Annotated in this window: 15 protein-coding genes and 1 riboswitch; of the genes, 7 read left to right on the top strand and 8 right to left on the bottom strand. The window is 55.9% G+C overall.

Annotated features, from left to right (window positions below; translation table 11 throughout):
* Nucleotides 1–15: 15 nt before the first annotated feature.
* The 3 genes from tolC (at nt 16) to EE896_RS03215 (ending at nt 3,464) form a co-directional block, all read left to right on the top strand.
* Entirely contained in the window at nt 16–1,482 is a 1,467-nt protein-coding gene (gene tolC, locus EE896_RS03225; RefSeq protein ID WP_003848452.1) for an outer membrane channel protein TolC, read from the top strand.
* Between the two features lie 142 nt (nt 1,483–1,624).
* The gene (locus tag EE896_RS03220; protein ID WP_003848451.1) at nt 1,625–2,296 is read left to right on the top strand and encodes a DUF1190 family protein; all 672 of its coding nucleotides are present in this window, start codon (nt 1,625–1,627) and stop codon (nt 2,294–2,296) included.
* A gap of 7 nt (nt 2,297–2,303) precedes the next feature.
* A complete protein-coding gene (locus EE896_RS03215; protein ID WP_140916614.1) occupies nt 2,304–3,464 on the top strand; it encodes a glutathionylspermidine synthase family protein in 1,161 nt (386 codons plus the stop codon).
* Between the two features lie 52 nt (nt 3,465–3,516).
* Here the strand turns inward: EE896_RS03215 and ygiD are convergent, their stop codons facing one another.
* The gene (ygiD, locus tag EE896_RS03210; protein WP_003848449.1) at nt 3,517–4,302 is read right to left on the bottom strand and encodes a 4,5-DOPA-extradiol-dioxygenase; all 786 of its coding nucleotides are present in this window, start codon (nt 4,300–4,302) and stop codon (nt 3,517–3,519) included.
* Between the two features lie 235 nt (nt 4,303–4,537).
* Nucleotides 4,538–5,194, bottom strand: a complete 657-nt coding sequence (gene ribB, locus EE896_RS03205) for a 3,4-dihydroxy-2-butanone-4-phosphate synthase (protein WP_003848447.1) — start codon at nt 5,192–5,194, stop codon at nt 4,538–4,540.
* A gap of 110 nt (nt 5,195–5,304) precedes the next feature.
* A riboswitch (FMN riboswitch) is annotated at nt 5,305–5,462 on the bottom strand.
* 170 nt (nt 5,463–5,632) lie between these two features.
* On the opposite strand from ribB, the gene ubiK reads away from it, so the two are divergent.
* Entirely contained in the window at nt 5,633–6,022 is a 390-nt protein-coding gene (gene ubiK / locus EE896_RS03200) for a ubiquinone biosynthesis accessory factor UbiK (protein ID WP_003848446.1), read from the top strand.
* 40 nt (nt 6,023–6,062) lie between these two features.
* Here ubiK and hldE read toward each other — a convergent pair whose 3' ends face one another.
* From hldE to EE896_RS03185, 3 genes are all read right to left on the bottom strand, one after another.
* A complete protein-coding gene (gene hldE, locus EE896_RS03195) occupies nt 6,063–7,487 on the bottom strand; it encodes a bifunctional D-glycero-beta-D-manno-heptose-7-phosphate kinase/D-glycero-beta-D-manno-heptose 1-phosphate adenylyltransferase HldE (protein ID WP_003848444.1) in 1,425 nt (474 codons plus the stop codon).
* Nucleotides 7,488–7,557: 70 nt separating this feature from the next.
* Nucleotides 7,558–10,410, bottom strand: coding sequence for a bifunctional [glutamate--ammonia ligase]-adenylyl-L-tyrosine phosphorylase/[glutamate--ammonia-ligase] adenylyltransferase (gene glnE / locus EE896_RS03190; RefSeq protein ID WP_140916613.1), 2,853 nt, complete (start codon nt 10,408–10,410; stop codon nt 7,558–7,560).
* 33 nt (nt 10,411–10,443) lie between these two features.
* Nucleotides 10,444–11,754, bottom strand: a complete 1,311-nt coding sequence (locus EE896_RS03185) for a CYTH domain-containing protein (protein WP_140916612.1) — start codon at nt 11,752–11,754, stop codon at nt 10,444–10,446.
* Between the two features lie 272 nt (nt 11,755–12,026).
* Here EE896_RS03185 and EE896_RS03180 point away from each other — a divergent pair, with 272 nt between their 5' ends.
* Nucleotides 12,027–12,647: a TIGR04211 family SH3 domain-containing protein gene (locus EE896_RS03180; protein WP_003848440.1), complete on the top strand. Its 621-nt coding sequence runs from the start codon at nt 12,027–12,029 to the stop codon at nt 12,645–12,647.
* Between the two features lie 158 nt (nt 12,648–12,805).
* Nucleotides 12,806–14,038 carry a multifunctional CCA addition/repair protein gene (locus EE896_RS03175; RefSeq protein WP_140916611.1) on the top strand — a complete coding sequence of 411 codons (1,233 nt, stop codon included), beginning with the start codon at nt 12,806–12,808 and terminating at the stop codon, nt 14,036–14,038.
* 15 nt (nt 14,039–14,053) lie between these two features.
* On the opposite strand, the gene bacA is transcribed toward EE896_RS03175, so the two are convergent.
* Both bacA and folB read right to left on the bottom strand, forming a co-directional pair.
* Nucleotides 14,054–14,872 (bottom strand): undecaprenyl-diphosphate phosphatase, encoded by an 819-nt coding sequence (gene bacA / locus EE896_RS03170; protein ID WP_003848438.1) that lies wholly within the window; start codon nt 14,870–14,872, stop codon nt 14,054–14,056.
* A 190-nt stretch (nt 14,873–15,062) separates the two neighbouring features.
* Nucleotides 15,063–15,422, bottom strand: coding sequence for a bifunctional dihydroneopterin aldolase/7,8-dihydroneopterin epimerase (gene folB / locus EE896_RS03165; protein ID WP_003848437.1), 360 nt, complete (start codon nt 15,420–15,422; stop codon nt 15,063–15,065).
* Between the two features lie 108 nt (nt 15,423–15,530).
* Here folB and plsY point away from each other — a divergent pair, with 108 nt between their 5' ends.
* Entirely contained in the window at nt 15,531–16,136 is a 606-nt protein-coding gene (gene plsY / locus EE896_RS03160) for a glycerol-3-phosphate 1-O-acyltransferase PlsY (RefSeq protein ID WP_003848436.1), read from the top strand.
* Between the two features lie 29 nt (nt 16,137–16,165).
* Here plsY and tsaD read toward each other — a convergent pair whose 3' ends face one another.
* Nucleotides 16,166–17,179 carry a tRNA (adenosine(37)-N6)-threonylcarbamoyltransferase complex transferase subunit TsaD gene (gene tsaD / locus EE896_RS03155; RefSeq protein WP_008925743.1) on the bottom strand — a complete coding sequence of 338 codons (1,014 nt, stop codon included), beginning with the start codon at nt 17,177–17,179 and terminating at the stop codon, nt 16,166–16,168.
* Nucleotides 17,180–17,261 lie beyond the last annotated feature (82 nt).

The following is a 17,261-nucleotide window of genomic DNA, read 5'->3' as shown; positions in this document are numbered from 1 at the left end:
ACAAAAGGAATGCAAATGAAAAAACTGCTCCCATTTTTTATTGGGCTTAGCCTGGGCGGTTTCAGCTTCGCCAGCCAGGCCGAAGACCTGCTTCAGGTTTACCAGCAAGCACGTCTGAGCAACCCGGATCTGCGCAGCGCCGCTGCCGATCGTGATTCTGCTTTTGAGAAAATCAACGAAGCGCGTAGCCCATTATTACCTCAGCTCGGACTGGGTGCAGACTACGCCTATAATAACGGTTATCGCGACAGTAGTGGTCTTCATTCCAACACGACCAGCGGCTCTCTGAATTTAACCCAGACTATTTTCGACATGTCGAAATGGCGCGCGCTGACTCTGCAGGAAAAGACCGCCGGTATTCAGGATGTGACCTATCAGGTGGCGCAGCAGGATCTGATTCTGAACACCGCAACGGCCTACTTCAACGTGCTGAAAGCGATTGATACCCTTTCTTACACTGAAGCGCAGAAACAGTCTATCTACCGCGAGCTGGATCAGACCACCCAGCGTTTTAACGTTGGCCTGGTTGCCATCACTGATGTTCAGAACGCCCGTGCGCAGTATGACAGCGTGCTGGCCAATGAAGTGACCGCGCGTAACAATCTTGATAACAACGTAGAAACGCTGCGTCAGATTACCGGCATGGACTATATGTCGCTGGCTTCGCTGAGCATTGATCGTTTCAGAACCGATAAGCCCGAAGCGGTGAGTGCGCTGCTTAAGCAGGCTGAAAGCCGTAACCTGTCACTGCTCTCTGCGCGTCTGAATCAGGATCTGGCGCGTGAGCAGATTCGCTCAGCGGAAACCGGCCATATGCCGACGCTGGATCTGACTGCCTCCACCGGCATGTCAAACAGCAAATATGGCGGCAGCCGTGCAAACCAGAGCCAGGGTTCTACCGATTCAATTACCGGTTCAAACCAGGTTGGCCTGAGTTTCTCACTGCCACTGTATAGCGGCGGCAGCGTTACCTCTCAGGTGAAACAGGCGCAATACAATTTTGTCAGCGCCAGCGAACAGCTGGAAAGCGCTCACCGCACAGCAGTACAGACGGTACGCTCCTCGTTTAACAACGTGAATGCGTCTATCAGCAGCATCAACGCCTACAAACAGGCAGTCGTCTCTGCGCAAAGCTCACTGGATGCGTCCGAAGCGGGCTATCAGGTGGGTACACGTACCATCGTCGATGTGCTGGATGCAACGACCGTGCTCTATAACGCTAAGCAGCAGCTCTCTGATGCGCGTTATAGCTACCTGATTAACCAGCTGAATATCAGCTATGCACTGGGTACGCTCAACGAGCAGAGCCTGCAGAAACTGAACAGCCAGCTGGGTAAAGAGATCCCGACTTCCCCGGAAACGGTGGCGCCGGAAAATGCCCAGCAGACCGCTCGTGTGGATAGCGGTCCGGTGGCAACTGGCTCGTCTGAGGCAGCGCGTCCTGCGGCTCGCCACAGCAGCGGTAATCCTTTCGGTCAATAATCAGTGGACGGGCTGCTTTGCGGCCCGTCTCTCTGTTGAACGTATAACTAAGTAAAGATCCCTGTTGTATCAGGCCTCCAGCTTCAATTTTACCCCCCCTTCCCCTATTCTATGCGCTACCTTTGGGCACAGGATAATCATAATGAAACGCACAAAATCTATTCGCTATGCCGCTTTTCGTAAAAGCTGGCAGGCACGCCACTTGACGCCCGTTGCTATCGCCGTTTCAGCCGTATTTATGCTGGCTGGCTGCGAACAGAACGATGAAACGGTTTCGATGTACCAGAATGCGGATGACTGTTCGAAAGCCAATCCGGGCCAGAGTGCGCAGTGTACTACCGCATTCAATGAGGCTAAAAAAGAGGCTGAACGTACTGCGCCAAAATATGCCACGCGTGAAGATTGTGTCGCTGAATTTGGTGAAAATCAGTGTCAGCAGACACCGGCTCAGGCGGGCGTTGGCACCACCAATGCTGAATCGCAGCAGAGTGGCGGCAGCTTCTGGATGCCACTAATGGCCGGTTACATGATGGGCCGCATGATGGGCGGTGGTTCGGGCTTTGCGCAGCAACCGCTATTCTCACCGAAAAATGCCCGCAGCCCGGCAAACGGCCAGTTTGTTGATGCCTCCGGCCGTAACTATGGTGCTGCCACTTCCGGCAAAACCATGACCGTGCCTAAAACGGCGCTGGCACCAAAACCGGCAACGACCTCCACCATTACCCGTGGTGGCTTTGGTGAAACCGTCGCGAAACAGAACAGCATGCAGCGAAGCAGCGCCAGCGGTACATCCAGCCGCTCAATGGGAGGCTAACGCCCCGATGGAACGCATTGCCATTTCAGAACGCCCAGGCTGGCGTGAAAAAGCCACCGAGTTCGGTTTTCGTTTTCATACCATGCATGGCGAACCCTACTGGTGTGAAGGTGCTTATTACCAGTTCACGCTGGCGCAAATCGAGCATCTGGAAGATGTCACTGCAGAACTGCATCAGATGTGCCTGCAGGTCGTGGATAAGGTCGTAAACAGCGAAGCGCTGCTGACCAAATTCCGCATTCCAAAACACACCTGGGACTTCGTGCGCGATTCATGGCATCAGCGTCAGCCGTCGCTTTACTCACGCCTTGATCTTGCCTGGGATGGCAAAGGCGATGTGAAGCTGCTGGAGAACAATGCCGATACGCCGACCTCACTGTATGAAGCGGCATTTTTCCAGTGGCTGTGGCTGGAAGACCAGCTCAACGCAGGTCAGCTCCCGGCAGGCAGTGACCAGTTTAATAGCCTGCAGGAAAAGCTGATTGAACGTTTTGCCGCATTACATCAGCAGCACGGCTTTAACTGGCTGCACTTCGCCTGCTGCCGCGACACCGACGAAGATCGTGGCACCGTGCAATATCTTCAGGACTGCGCTACTGAAGCGGGGCTGCCGAGTGAATTTCTCTATATAGATGAAATTGGCCTGGGCGAAAAAGGGGAATTTACTGACGCTCAGGATCAGGTGATCAGTAACCTGTTCAAGCTCTATCCGTGGGAGTTTATGCTGCGTGAGATGTTCTCAACCAAGCTGGGTGATGCTGGCGTACGCTGGCTTGAACCGGCATGGAAAAGCATCGTCTCGAACAAAGCCCTGCTGCCGTTGCTGTGGGAAATGTTCCCGAATCACCCTAACCTGCTGCCCGCCTGGTTCGCCGAAGATGACGTTCCGCACATGGACAAATATGTGGTGAAGCCGCTGTTTTCACGTGAAGGTGCCAATATCCGGATCGTAGAAAATGGTCAGGAGATTGCCCGCGTTGATGGGCCATACGGTGAAGAGGGAATGATCGTTCAGCAGTTCCATCCTCTGCCTAAATTTGGCGACAGCTATACGCTGATCGGCAGCTGGCTGATTGACGATCAACCGGCGGGTATTGGCCTGCGTGAAGATCGCGATTTGATCACTCAGGATCTCTCCCGTTTCTACCCGCACGCATTTATCGGCTAACGCGCCGCGAGAATACAGGTCAGCTTCTGGCCTGTATTCTCTTAGCTTTGCCCTAACCTACCTGAACCGACAACATGCTGATTGCACCCATCTCCATGCCATCAATCGGAATGCTGATGGTTTCATCCGGCTGACGTGCGCCCAGCACATACAGCAGCGGCAGATAGTGTTCGGGTGTTGGATTAGACAGCGCCGCACCCGGATGGTCCATAAAGTTGACCAGCGGATGAGAAGCCGCATCGCTCTGCACCGCCAGGTTATCGCGGACAAACTGCTCAAAACTGCTGGCCCACGGATAGACTTCGCTATTGCCGTCCCAGCGCACTTTACGCAGGTTATGCACCACGTTGCCGCTGGCAACAATCATCACACCCTGATCGCGCAGCGCAGCCAGTTTCTGGCCCATCTCAAAGTGCCACGCCGCTGGTTTAGTGCCATCAATGCTTAGCTGCACGACCGGAATGTCGGCATCGGGATACATCCTGATGAGGACGCCCCATGATCCATGATCCAGTCCCCATTCCTGATCAAGCTTTACGTCGACAGGCGCTAAAAGCTCTGCCAGTTGCTGGGCCAGTTCAGGCGATCCCGGCGCCGGATAGCGTGTGTCAAACAGCGCCTGCGGGAAGCCACCAAAATCATGAATCGTCTTAGGATGAGCCATTGCTGTCACGGCGGTGCCGCGCGTATACCAGTGCGCTGAAACCGCAATAATCGCACGTGGACGTGGCAGAGTGTCACCCGCATGACGCCATGCGGCGGTATAGCGGTTCTCTTCAAGGGCATTCATTGGGCTGCCATGACCCAAAAACAGCGCTGGCATACGTAACTGGCTCATTCGTGATCCCCGGGATCGTCTGTTTGATAGCCACTACGATACGCGCATTCGCCGCTTTATCACGCTGATAAGCATGATGGAGATCATCAGGAAATTTGAATGAAATTTAACGTAGCAGGAATTTCAGATATTTATCGGATAAAAGAGAAGGAATGCGAAGAATTAAACCGGGCCATCCTGAGGACGGCACAAAGGAAACAGGCCCGAAAGGGGCCCGTTAAATGCAGCAGAACGATTAGCTGGCGTGGCGCGTTTCGTGCGTGCGACGCCATGCAATCAGGTCTTCGATAGTCACTACTGGCATGTTGTGCTGGCGAGCGAAAGTAATCGCTTCGGGTGCATGAGCCATGCTGCCGTCATCGTTGGTCAGTTCGCACAAGACACCGGCAGGCTTGAAGCCGGCCAGCGTCACTAAATCGATGGTCGCTTCCGTATGTCCGCCACGTGTTAATACACCGCCTTCGCTGGCGCGCAACGGGAAGACATGGCCCGGGCGATGCAGGTCAGAAGGTTTGGCATTGTCGGCGATAGCTGTACGGATAGTGGTGATACGATCCTGAGCGGAGACACCCGTGGTGACGCCTTCTGCGGCTTCAATGGTCACAGTGAATCCGGTGCCAAAGGAGCTGGTGTTGTTCTCCACCATCATAGGCAGATCGAGCTGCTGGCGACGCGCTTCGGTCAGGCAGAGGCAGACGATGCCACTGCCGTGACGAATGGTCAGCGCCATCTGTTCAACCGTCATGGTTTCTGCGGCGAAGATCATGTCGCCTTCGTTTTCACGATTTTCATCGTCGAGTACCATCACACCGCGTCCCTCACGCAGGGCGGCGATAGCACGTTCTACACGCTGTTCAGGCGTGCCAAATTCAGAAAGTAGCGTCTGATTCATGGTAATAAAAACCTTAAAATGTATGGGTTACCAGAATCAGGGCGTGCTTAGGAGTGACGTCAAAAAGACGTGGCAATAACGTGAAGCAGACACAATTGTCCGACAGAAGTCGTTACCCTCTCCCATCCGGACTGTAACCGTCGGCCCCGGAATTACACCGGATCTGCTGACCTTTATCTCTCTTTTCATCAAGATAAAGCGCTCGCGGGCTTTCAGCCGAAGCTGATTTACCGCCGGTGGGGAATTGCGCCCCGCCCTGAGAATAAGCCTTTAAACTATAACGCCGATCGTTTGAAGCGGCAATCATCAATAGCGCAATTGCTTTTGCATTTCCTGCGTTACCGATTTGAGGTTTATCCTTTTCATTTCTGGCATTACACTTAACACTTATTACGTTGGTAAACACGCTGACACAGCTCCCGTAACCAGGAAATCATCATGATCGACACGAAAAAAATTGAACAACTTGCCCGTCAGGTTCACGAAGCGATGCCTAAAGGTGTTCGTGAGTTTGGTGATGATGTCGAGAAGAAAATTCGTCAGGTTCTTCAGGCGCAGCTGACCCGTATGGATCTGGTCAACCGTGAAGAGTTTGATGTGCAGACGCAGGTATTGCTGCGTACGCGTGAGAAACTGGCGGCGCTGGAACAACGTCTGGCCCAGCTGGAAAGTCAGGGTTCGTCAGCCGGTACGCCACCGACCGCAACGGCACCTGTCACCACTTCTGCAGCAGTCACCCCTTCTGCCTCCGTAGCGAGTTCGCCAGCGGCGTCACCGGCACCGGCTGCCGACGTGGCGAAGCCTGCTGCGGATAATAAGCCAGAATAAGCGGTTTAGCGGGAGCCCGGCTCCCGCTTACTGCTCTGCTTCAGCTACCGCGAATGGTTTTAATAATGTTGGTGGTAGAGATACCGTCTTCGAAGTTCAGCACCTGCACGTCGCCGCCATTTGCCCAGACCTCTTTACTGCCCGCGATATCTTCCGGCTTGTAATCGCCACCTTTGACCAGCAGGTCCGGCAGAATGCCGGCAATCAGACGCTGCGGCGTATCCTCTTCAAATACCACCACCCAGTCGACCGCTTCCAGTGCGCCCAGCACGATCATCCGGTTTTCCTGTGGATTCACCGGGCGGCTTTCGCCTTTCAGACGTTTAGTTGACGCATCACTGTTCACCGCAACAATCAGTCGATCGCCGAGCTTGCGGGCATTTGCCAGATAGGAGACATGGCCGGCATGCAAAATGTCGAATACGCCGTTGGTCATCACCACTTTTTCGCCACGACGGCGGGCCATCTCAACGGCGGCTTTTAACTGCGCTTCCGTCATGATGCCAAAACCCTGTTCAGGGCGGGCGTGAATCGCATTTTCCAGCTCGACGGTGCTGACAGTCGATGTACCCAGTTTACCCACCACCACACCCGCCGCGGCATTGGCCAGGAAACAGGCTTCTTCCAGCGAGTCACCCGCAGCCAGCGCCGCAGCCAGCACGCCGATCACCGTGTCGCCGGCACCGGTCACGTCATAAACTTCCTGTGCCTGAGTCGGCAGATGCAGCGGTGCTTTGCCCGGCTGCAGCAGCGTCATGCCATTTTCTGAACGGGTCACCAGCAGCGCAGCGAGATCAAAATCTGCAATTAACTGCGCGCCACGCGCGACGATCTCTTCTTCGTTTTTGCATTTGCCGACCACGGCTTCAAATTCAGAGAGGTTCGGCGTCAGCAGCGTCGCGCCCCGGTAACGCGCAAAATCGGTGCCTTTCGGATCGATTAATACCGGCACGCCCGCTTCGCGCGCCAGCGTAATCATGGTCTGCACGCTGGAGAGCGCGCCTTTGGCGTAGTCGGACAGAACCAGTGCACCTGCTGCTGCCAGTGACTCACGCATTTTCTGATGAATCGGCGCCGGATCAACCTGATCAAATCCCTCTTCAAAATCGAGACGGATCAGCTGCTGATTGCGGGAAAGCACGCGCAGTTTGGTAATCGTCGGATGGCTTTTGATCGCCACAAAGTCACAATGAACGTTGACGTCTTTCAGCGTGTTACTCAACACGCGCGCCGCATCATCTTCACCGGTCAGGCCAATCAGGCGCGACGCGGCACCGAGTGCTGCAATGTTCATCGCTACGTTTGCCGCGCCGCCAGGGCGCTCTTCAACCGTGTCCACTTTCACCACCGGCACCGGCGCTTCAGGGGAGATACGGCTGGTTGGGCCATACCAGTAACGATCCAACATTACATCGCCAACAACCAGCACTGAGGCTTGGCCGAACGCGGGCAGAGTCACTTTCATTCCAGACACTCCAGACTGCATTAAAAATAGTGCGCGGATGATAGCACAGTTGCGATTTGTGCTATCAGCATCACGCCAGGATAGACGCAGGGGTTACCAGCCAGCGCTGCCAGCTGTTCATCACCGTCTGCCGTTCCGCTGCATACGCCTCAGGTTCAACATGACCAGGCAACTCCTGCAGGGCGCGATGGTGCAGTGCGTCGCGTAGCGTCACATAGGACTGCGTCAGCGCCTGCGCTTCATCTGCGGGCATTTTATGGTACTTCGCCATCAGCTCAAAAATGCGCACATTGTCAGACCAGCGCGTCAGTTCAGGCTGCTCAGCGGCGTAGCGTAAGACAAGATATTGGGCGATGAATTCAATATCGGTAATGCCACCCGCGTCGGCTTTGATATCCCAGCGCCCTTTATGTTTGTTACTGAGATGAGTACGCATCTTTTCACGCATCTCGCGTACTTCGGTTTGCAGCGCATCCGCGGCGCGTGGCAGTGAGAGAATCGCCTGACGGATTACGTTAAAACGTTCACCCAGTGTCGCCTCGCCAAATACTACGCGCGCCCGGACCAGCGCCTGATGCTCCCAGGTCCAGGCCTCACTGCGCTGATACTCCTCAAAGGCCTCAAAGGTACTGACCAGCATGCCCGCCGCACCCGAAGGACGCAGCCGCGCATCGACTTCATAAAGAATGCCGGACGAAGTGCGGGTACTGAAGAGATGCATGATGCGCTGGGCCAGGCGCAGATAGAACTGACGGCCATCAATGCTGCGCTCCCCTTCTGTTACCGCGTCAGCCGGACAGTCATGCAGGAAGACGAGATCCAGGTCGGAACTGTAACCCAGCTCCCAGCCACCCAGCTTGCCGTAGCCCAGCACCGCAAAGCCGCGCTCATGTTCATTACTCAGATGCGAAGGACGCCCGTAGCGCTGTACCATCATATTCCACGCCTGGCGGACCACCGACTCGATAATCGCCTCTGCCAGCCAGGTAAGATGGTCGCTGACTTTCATCACGGGCAGCGTGCCCGCAATGTCAGCCGCAGCAATGCGCAAGTGTTGCGCCTGCTTAAACTGCCGCACAGCTTCCAGCTGCTGCTCTTCATCCTCAGTGGGGATGCGCAGCAGGTACTGACGCAGCTCATCGCGATAGGCGTCGGTGGCCGTCGGCTGATAGAGCGTGGCGGGATCGAGTAATTCATCCAGCAACAAGGGGTGACGCGCCAGCTGGCTGGCCACCATCGGTGAGGCGGCGCACAGGCGAATCAGGTGACGCAGCGCACCGTGATATTCGGTCAGCAGCTCCAGATAGGTACTGCGGGTCAGCACGCCGATCAGCAGCGGTGTCAGGCGACTCAGCGTGACAGCCGCATCGTCACGCGGGCAGACTTCGCTCAGCAGTCGCGGCATCAATTGATCCAGCGCCTGACGACCACGCGGACCGATAGTGCGTCGATTGATATCCTGACGAAACGCCTCCAGTGTCTGATGCAGCGTTAATCGCTGCTCGTCGCTGAGCTGCGGGACCAGCGGCGCCAGCTCGCTATCCTCCAGCTGGTCCTGCCACAGCACCTGAAACTCCGCCAGCTCACGCTGATCGCCAATGTCTGGAGTATCTTCACCAATCAGCTCGTCAAAGATGGCGCGTACCGCCGCCATCTGACCGTCGAGCCGCGTCATCAGAGCATCCCAGTCGACACAATCCATCGCCCATGCCAGACGGGCACGATGCAGTTCATCCTCTGGCAACGTTTGGGTCTGCTCGTCGCCCAGGCTTTGCAGCAGATTCTCCAGCCGCCGCAGGAAGAGATAAGCGTCGCGAAGTGTATCGACCTGCTCAGCAGGAAGCAGGGCCAGATTTTTGATCGCCTCCAGCGTCGGCAACAGCGATCGCAGCTGAAGCGAGCGCTCTCGTCCGCCACGAATCAGCTGGAACACCTGCACGATAAACTCCGTTTCACGGATGCCGCCCGCGCCCAGTTTGATATTGTTTTTCAGCCCACGTCGACGAACTTCGCGGCTGATCATCCCTTTCATGTTACGCAGAGACTGGATCACGCTGAAGTCGATGTAGCGCCGGTAAACAAAGGGCCGCAGCATCTGCTGGAGCTCCAGACTCCAGCGATCGTGGTCATCGCCCATCAGCCGCGCTTTGACCATGGCATAACGCTCCCAGTCGCGCCCCTGCTCCTGGTAATAATCTTCCAGCGCGGCAAAACTCATCACCAGCGGGCCGCTGTCGCCAAACGGACGGAGCCGCATATCCACCCGATAGACAAAGCCATCCATGGTGGGTTGATCCAGCACTTTGATCAGCCGCTGTCCCATGCGGGTAAAGAACTGGGCGTTGTCGAGCTCACGCCGTCCGCCGCGTGTGGTGCCGTTTTCCGGCCAGGCAAAAATCAGGTCGATATCAGAGGAGAAGTTGAGTTCGCCGCCGCCCAGCTTGCCCATGCCCAGAATCAGCAACGGCTGAGCATCACCCTCCGCATTACAGGGTGTACCAAAATCGCGACAGCAATCCTGATAGACCCAGTCACGTGCCCGGCTGATTAGCACTTCAGCTAATACGCTGAGCTGCTGCAGGCTCTGTTCGGTCGTCGCGTGTTGCAGAGCCTGCATCCAGGCGACACGTACCAGCATACGGCGTCGAAACAGCCGCAGTTCGCGCATCAGGCTCGCTTCGCTGTCGACTGCATTCAGCGCCTGATTCAGCCATGCAGAATAGTGTTGCCACTCTTCAGGCTGAGGCGGCTGGTCGAGCATCGTCTGCCACCAGTCGGGATGTTGTTGCAGGTTTTCCAGCACAAAATCGCTGAAAGCCAGTCCGGTTGCCTGCTCCGGGCTGAGCGAATCCAGCGGAATCTTCAGCTGTCGGGCGGCCGCTTCGGCCTGGTCGCGTAGCAACGCGGGCAGTGCTGACAACATAACTCCCTCCTTGATGGCGTGACGGAATGTCCCTTAGCGGGCAGCGCCGCTGGTGAGCCAGAACGGCTGCTGTTTCAGGGCCTGCGACGTCAGCCAGGCTAATCCGGACGTCTGTTTTTCGTGAATCGCTGACTGCAGTTGCTGCCAGGGATCAAGCCAGGCCATCACCGTTTCCACAGGATAAGAACCCGCCAGCAGGTGCACCGTCAGCAGCTGACGCGCCAGACGGGTGGCTTTGTCCTGATACTCATTAGGCTGTTTTACCGTAATGAAGGTTTCTCTCAGATCGGCATTAACACGGCTCAGCATGATATCGCTGAAGCGTTTAAACGATCCCTGAAGCTTGGCTTCTCCTTTAGCGTCGATCCACTGACGCCATTGCGATTCCGCCAGCCAGTGGGTCAGCGCAAGTTGCGTCTCAACAGAGAGGGAAGTTAAGCAGAACGTGGTGGCTTCCTGCTCTTCATTCACCAGCGTCTCTTCCAGCGTGGTCAGTTGCTGACGCAGAGCGCTACTGGCTTTACGCGGCACCAGCGCACCAAACAGACTGAACGCCTGACGCAGCAGATCCAGCGCTTCGCGCACTGCGTCCTGCGCCGCCGCGTTACCACGCAGCCAGACTTCTTCATGATATTGCCAGTGACGAAGCCCCGCCGACATTGAGGCGACCATACCCTGCTCCACAGTCGCTTTCGCACCGGCTTTCAGCAGCGGGAACGCCTCAACCTGACGCGGTGGATTACCCTGGGCCAGCTGATAGCCTCGGGCGGCTTTGCTCAGGCTGCCCATACGCAGACCGCCCAGCGCCACCAGCTGCTGCGCAAAGGCCAGCAGATCCTGGCGTTCACCCCGTTTCAGCTCTAATTCGATCTCGCACAACGGTTCGCTGAGCTCACCCGCCGTGACTTCGCCCTGATCAAATGCCACTTCAATTTCACTGTTGCCTGCGGTGATCAGCCAGACTTCACGCTGGAAATGGGTAGTGAACAGCGGCTGTAAGCGCGGCTGCAGCGCAGTGACATCGGTGCCCTGCGGCCAGATCTCTGCGGGCAGGCGCGCAATGTCGAGCACTGGCTCACTGAGTTCTACATTGTATTCCGGACGCTGATGCAGTCCACCAAGCGTCTGCCCTGCGGCTTTCAGCGTCATTTCATAGCGCTGATCAACGCCACGGATACGCAATCCCATGTCCCAGCGTCGCAGCTGGTTATCGTCGGTTTCGAAGTAGATGTTGGTCAGCTCGCGAGCAGCCTGATGCTGATGCGGCAGAGTGGAGAGCAGTTCAGCCAGTTCCCCGGCTGCCTGTGGAGTTGCAATGAACTTTAGTTCGATTTCGATGGTCATAATTTTTTATTCACTACGCCGCTGGCACTTAAGAGGGTTTTTCCTGCATATTTCAGGCGATTATCAGCAGGTTACTCATGCTGTCGCCTGGAGGGCAAGGGGTTATCAGGCGAAGATTAATGCACAGAAGCCGCGCTGTCTCTGCTTTCTTTGCTCTTTCGCAGACCTTTTCGCACTCTCATGAGACCAGGATAGTTCTCATTCAGATTTATGCGAGGCCTCTCCAGACTGTGCCGGTAAATTTTAAGTCAGACTAAGCCAAACGAAATCGAATGAAAAAAATTACACTCGCTGGACTCACTTTGCTGGCCCTTAGCAGCCTTGCACCTGCCCATGCCGACGAAAAACGTTATGTGTCTGATGAGCTTTCGACCTGGGTTCGTAGCGGGCCGGGCGATCAGTTCCGCCTGCTCGGTAAGCTGAATGCCGGGGAAGAAGTTCAGCTGTTACAGACCAACAACGATACTCATTATGGCCAGATCCGCGATTCCGAAGGCCGCACCACCTGGATTCCTCTGTCGCAGCTCAGCGCAAATCCGAGCCTGCGCACCCGGGTGCCGCAGCTTGAGCAGCAGGTGAAGGATCTGACGGCCAAGCTGGATAATATCGACAACAGCTGGAACCAGCGTACCGCTGAGATGCAGAACAAAGTCGCCAGCAGCGACGGCGTGATTAATGGGCTGAAAGGCGAAAATCAGAAGCTCAAAAATGAGCTGATTGTCGCGCAGAAGAAAGTCAGCGCCGCCAACGTTCAGCTGGATGACAAACAGCGCACCATCATTATGCAGTGGTTTATGTATGGTGGTGGCGTGCTGGGTGTCGGCCTGCTGCTGGGACTGCTACTGCCGCATATGTTGCCGCGCCGTAAGAAAAGCGATCGCTGGATGAACTGACCCCATTCTGTCGGGTTTTCGCGGGGGATCGCAGGATCCCCCTTTTGGCATGTCTGCAATCCGGGGAATCTGTGCAACAATAAAATGAGATGCACTGCTGATTTCAGGCGCGGGACGTGCACGGCATGCAGATCATTTCTTTTTCTCTGGAGTTTTGCGTGAAGACGTTTCTTGTTGGCGGTGCGGTGCGTGATGCGCTGCTGAATCTGCCGGTTACAGATAAAGATTGGGTTGTCACTGGTTCCACACCCGAAGCCATGCTTGAGCAGGGTTATCAACAGGTCGGTCGTGATTTTCCCGTTTTCCTGCATCCCGTCAGTCGCGAAGAGTATGCACTGGCACGGACCGAGCGGAAAAACGGGAAAGGCTACACTGGATTTGTCACCTGGTCCGCGCCCGACGTGACGCTGGAGCAGGATTTACAGCGCCGCGATCTCACCATCAATGCTATCGCGCAGGATGAAAACGGCGAACTGGTCGATCCCTATAATGGCCAGCGTGACATTGCCCTGCGCCTGCTGCGTCATGTCTCTGAAGCCTTCAGTGAAGATCCGCTGCGGGTATTGCGCGTCGCGCGCTTTGCTGCGCGTTTTGCTCATCTCAACTTTCGTATTGCCCCCGAAACCCAGCAACTGATGCAGCAGATGGCCGACAGCGGCGAGCTGTCGAATCTCACTGCCGAACGCGTGTGGAAAGAGACGGAAAAGGCGCTGAGTGCCCGTAATCCTCAGATCTATTTTCAGGTTCTGCGTGACTGCGGTGCGTTGCAGGTGCTGTTTCCTGAGCTGGATAATCTGTTTGGTATTCCTGCGCCGATTAAATGGCACCCGGAAATCGACACAGGTGTTCATACGCTGATGACACTGGCGATGGCAGCAGCCCTCTCCAGCGAGATCGATGTGCGCTTCGCCACATTGTTCCATGACGTCGGCAAGGCGCTGACGCCGCCTGAGCTGTGGCCGAGCCACCACGGTCATGGACTGGCGGGCGTTCCACTGGTCGAGGCGCTGTGTCAGCGACTGCGGGTACCTAACGCGATTCGCGATCTGGCGTTAATCGTGACCGAATTCCACGACATTGTGCACACCATCGAACGGCAATCCCCGGCATCACTGGTGGCGCTGTTTGATCGGATCGATGCCTGGCGTAAGCCGCAGCGTATTGAGCAGATGGCGCTGACCAGCGAAGCGGATGCTCGTGGGCGGGCCGGACTGGAGAGCATGCCTTATCCGCAGGGCGACTATCTGCGTCGTGCTTTTGCGCTGGCGCAGGCGGTGCCGACTAAAGCGGTCGTCGAAGCAGGGTTTAAAGGTGCAGAGGTGCGGGAAGAGATGACGCGGAGACGAATTGACGCCGTCGCGCAGGGTCTGGCGATCAGGCAGCCTGACTAGCAGGCTGCCCAGGGTTTACATGAAGACCATGTAAACCGCTGCCGCCACGATAAAGCGATAAATCGCGAACGAGACGAAAGAGATACGCTTAATCAGCTCAAGGAAGGCTTTGATCGCAATCAGCGCCACGATAAACGCCGTGACAAAGCCGACGGCGAACATCGGGAAATCCGCCATTGTCAGGAAACCGATGCTCTTGTACATGTCCAGCACGGTCGCACCCATCATCATTGGCACCGCCAGAATGAAGGAGAACTCTGACGCGGCATAACGGCTCACGCCCATCAGCATGCCACCCGAGATGGTTGCACCAGAACGTGAGAAGCCCGGCCACAGTGCTAAGCACTGGAAACAGCCAATCATAAACGCCTGACGATAGGTAATATCATCAACGCCGACGGCTTTCGGCTGTTTTGGTTTGAGGTACTCAGCAGCCAGCAGCAGAACGCCCCCCACCACCAGCGCGTACATCACGTTGATCGGGTTAAACAGCGTTTTAATCTGATCGTGCAGCACCAGACCCACGACCACCGCCGGAACCATACCCAGCAGGATGTGGATCAACGACAGACGGCCGGTGCCGACACCTTCATGTTTAACTTCGCCAAAGTGGATGCCGATCAGGCCAAACAGACGGCGCCAGAACATCACTACCACAGCCAGAATTGATCCTAACTGAATCACAACTTCAAAGGTCTCGGCTTTTTCACCTTCAAAGCCCAGCAGGTGACCCACTATAATCATGTGCCCTGTGGAAGAGACCGGTAAAAACTCGGTCAGCCCTTCCACAACGCCCAGGATTGCAGCTACCCAAAGCTGATGAATATCTGCCATCAAATGTTCCCTCTATCCGTTTCAAACCATTAAAAAGGCGGTAGCGCACTGCTATCGCCTGAAATTATGCCGCTATAAGCCTGAATTAAACCTTAAGGTCTACACCGTTTCGCCTGCTGTAACGAAACGGCACACGCTATGACAGACAGTAATTTGGTTTGGTTTCATTGTGATGGCAATCACATCGTATTTATTTAGGAATAGTCCCGCGCTCAATTCGCACGCCAACCTGCGCCGCCTGGGCTACAGCCCCCGGTTTGCTTACCTTTATTCGCACGCCAGGCGAACTGAAACGGTTCATCAACAGATCCGCGATTTCTTCAGCAACCCGCTCAACCAGGGCAAAACGCCCCCCGTTCAGATGCGTCAGGATCGCCGATGAGACATCCGCATAGCTCAGGCAATCTTTCACATCGTCGCTGCTGGCCGCCAGACGGTTATCCCAGGCCATTTCGACATCGAGCACCAGCTTCTGCTGTATGCCCTGTTCCCAGTCGTAAACGCCAATGGTGGTGAACACCGTGAGTTGTTCTATAAATACGATATCCATGATGAGGGTCTCTGTTTTTGGCTAAGCCGGATACCACTTCCGGCGGATTATGCGTATTATCCACGGTTGATGAGATCAAAACGACCCTAAAGGGAACGGTACGGTGTTATGAGTGCTTTCGCGCTTGGTATGATTATTTTCGCGTATCTTTGCGGCTCGATTTCCAGTGCGATTCTGGTTTGCAAACTCGCTGGCCTGCCCGATCCGCGCACACACGGTTCCGGCAATCCCGGTGCGACCAATGTACTGCGTCTGGGCGGTAAAGCCGCCGCAGCAACCGTATTAGTGTTTGATGTGCTGAAAGGGATGGTGCCGGTCTGGCTGGCCTATCTGATGCACGTCACGCCGCTTTATCTCGGCCTGACCGCCATTGCGGCCTGTCTGGGTCATATCTACCCGGTGTTCTTTCACTTTCGCGGCGGCAAAGGCGTGGCGACTGCATTCGGCGCGATAGCGCCAATTGGCTGGGACTTAACCGGTCTGGTTACCGGGACCTGGCTGTTAACGGTCTTACTCAGCGGCTATTCCTCGCTGGGTGCCATCGTCAGCGCGCTGATCGCGCCCTTTTATGTCTGGTGGTTCAAACCGCAGTTCACGTTCCCGGTCTCCATGCTCTCGTGTCTTATCCTGCTGCGTCATCACGACAATATTCAGCGGCTGTGGCGGGGTCAGGAAGGCAAGATCTGGAAGCGCAAAAAGAAATCTCAACCATAAAAAAAGCCGGCAAGCCGGCTTTTTTCACATCAGATGGCGGGCAGTTCCGCCAGCGGCCAGCGCGGTCGCACGCTGACGCTCAACTCGCCTCGGGTGCCGCCTTTTAACCGCACCATGCCCGCATACGCGATCATCGCACCGTTATCGGTACAGAACTCAGGACGGGCGTAGAACACCTCTCCGCCGCGCTTTTGCATCATGATCGCCATCTGCTCGCGCAGTGTGCGGTTAGCGCTGACACCGCCCGCAATCACCAGACGCTTAAAGCCTGTCTCATCCAGTGCACGCTTGCATTTGATCGACAGCGTATCGACGACTGCATCTTCAAACGCACGGGCGATATCAGCACGGGTCTGATCATCGTCAGGATTGGCGCGAATGGTATTCGCAGCAAAGGTTTTGAGGCCGGAGAAGCTGAAATCCAGGCCCGGACGGTCAGTCATCGGACGCGGGAAGGTAAAGCGTCCCGCTGTGCCCTGCTGCGCCATTTTCGACAGCATTGGCCCACCCGGATAATCCAGACCGAGCAGCTTCGCCGTCTTATCAAAGGCTTCACCCGCGGCATCATCGATCGATTCACCGAGCAGCACATATTCACCGACGCCGGTAACGCTAATCAGCTGAGTATGTCCGCCCGAGACCAGAAGGGCGACAAACGGAAATTCCGGTGGATTCTCTTCCAGCATCGGCGCCAGCAGATGGCCTTCCATATGATGGACCGGCACCGCAGGCACTTTCCACGCAAATGCCAGGGCGCGACCAATGGTGGCACCGACCAGCAGCGCACCAACCAGTCCGGGACCCGCTGTGTAGGCTACGGCATCAATCTGCTGCGGCGCCAGACCGGCCTCTTTCAGTGCGGCCTGAATCAGCGGCACGGTTTTACGCACGTGATCACGTGAGGCCAGTTCCGGTACCACACCGCCATAATCGGCGTGCAGTTTTACCTGGCTGTAGAGCTGGTTAGCCAGTAATCCAGTCTCGTCATCATAAATAGCGATGCCAGTTTCATCGCACGACGTTTCAATACCCAGAATTCGCATTGCATCACCTCATTCTTGCGGCGCGCAGTTTATCACAGCAATAGGATGTGCAGCGCGGACATCCGGCGTAAAAAGTCATTTT

It is taken from the genome of Pantoea eucalypti, assembly GCF_009646115.1.
GTDB lineage: Bacteria > Pseudomonadota > Gammaproteobacteria > Enterobacterales > Enterobacteriaceae > Pantoea > Pantoea eucalypti.
This window is presented reverse-complemented; position numbering and strand designations above follow the sequence as displayed.

Bases quoted from the DNA above. Each gene is read 5' to 3' on its own strand.
- tolC (WP_003848452.1), top strand. From the start codon at position 16: ATGAAAAAACTGCTCCCATTTTTTATTGGGCTTAGCCTGGGCGGTTTC.
- EE896_RS03220 (WP_003848451.1), top strand. From the start codon at position 1,625: ATGAAACGCACAAAATCTATTCGCTATGCCGCTTTTCGTAAAAGCTGG.
- EE896_RS03215 (WP_140916614.1), top strand. From the start codon at position 2,304: ATGGAACGCATTGCCATTTCAGAACGCCCAGGCTGGCGTGAAAAAGCC.
- ygiD (WP_003848449.1), bottom strand. From the start codon at position 4,302: ATGAGCCAGTTACGTATGCCAGCGCTGTTTTTGGGTCATGGCAGCCCA.
- ribB (WP_003848447.1), bottom strand. From the start codon at position 5,194: ATGAATCAGACGCTACTTTCTGAATTTGGCACGCCTGAACAGCGTGTA.
- ubiK (WP_003848446.1), top strand. From the start codon at position 5,633: ATGATCGACACGAAAAAAATTGAACAACTTGCCCGTCAGGTTCACGAA.
- hldE (WP_003848444.1), bottom strand. From the start codon at position 7,487: ATGAAAGTGACTCTGCCCGCGTTCGGCCAAGCCTCAGTGCTGGTTGTT.
- glnE (WP_140916613.1), bottom strand. From the start codon at position 10,410: ATGTTGTCAGCACTGCCCGCGTTGCTACGCGACCAGGCCGAAGCGGCC.
- EE896_RS03185 (WP_140916612.1), bottom strand. From the start codon at position 11,754: ATGACCATCGAAATCGAACTAAAGTTCATTGCAACTCCACAGGCAGCC.
- EE896_RS03180 (WP_003848440.1), top strand. From the start codon at position 12,027: ATGAAAAAAATTACACTCGCTGGACTCACTTTGCTGGCCCTTAGCAGC.
- bacA (WP_003848438.1), bottom strand. From the start codon at position 14,872: ATGGCAGATATTCATCAGCTTTGGGTAGCTGCAATCCTGGGCGTTGTG.
- folB (WP_003848437.1), bottom strand. From the start codon at position 15,422: ATGGATATCGTATTTATAGAACAACTCACGGTGTTCACCACCATTGGC.
- plsY (WP_003848436.1), top strand. From the start codon at position 15,531: ATGAGTGCTTTCGCGCTTGGTATGATTATTTTCGCGTATCTTTGCGGC.
- tsaD (WP_008925743.1), bottom strand. From the start codon at position 17,179: ATGCGAATTCTGGGTATTGAAACGTCGTGCGATGAAACTGGCATCGCT.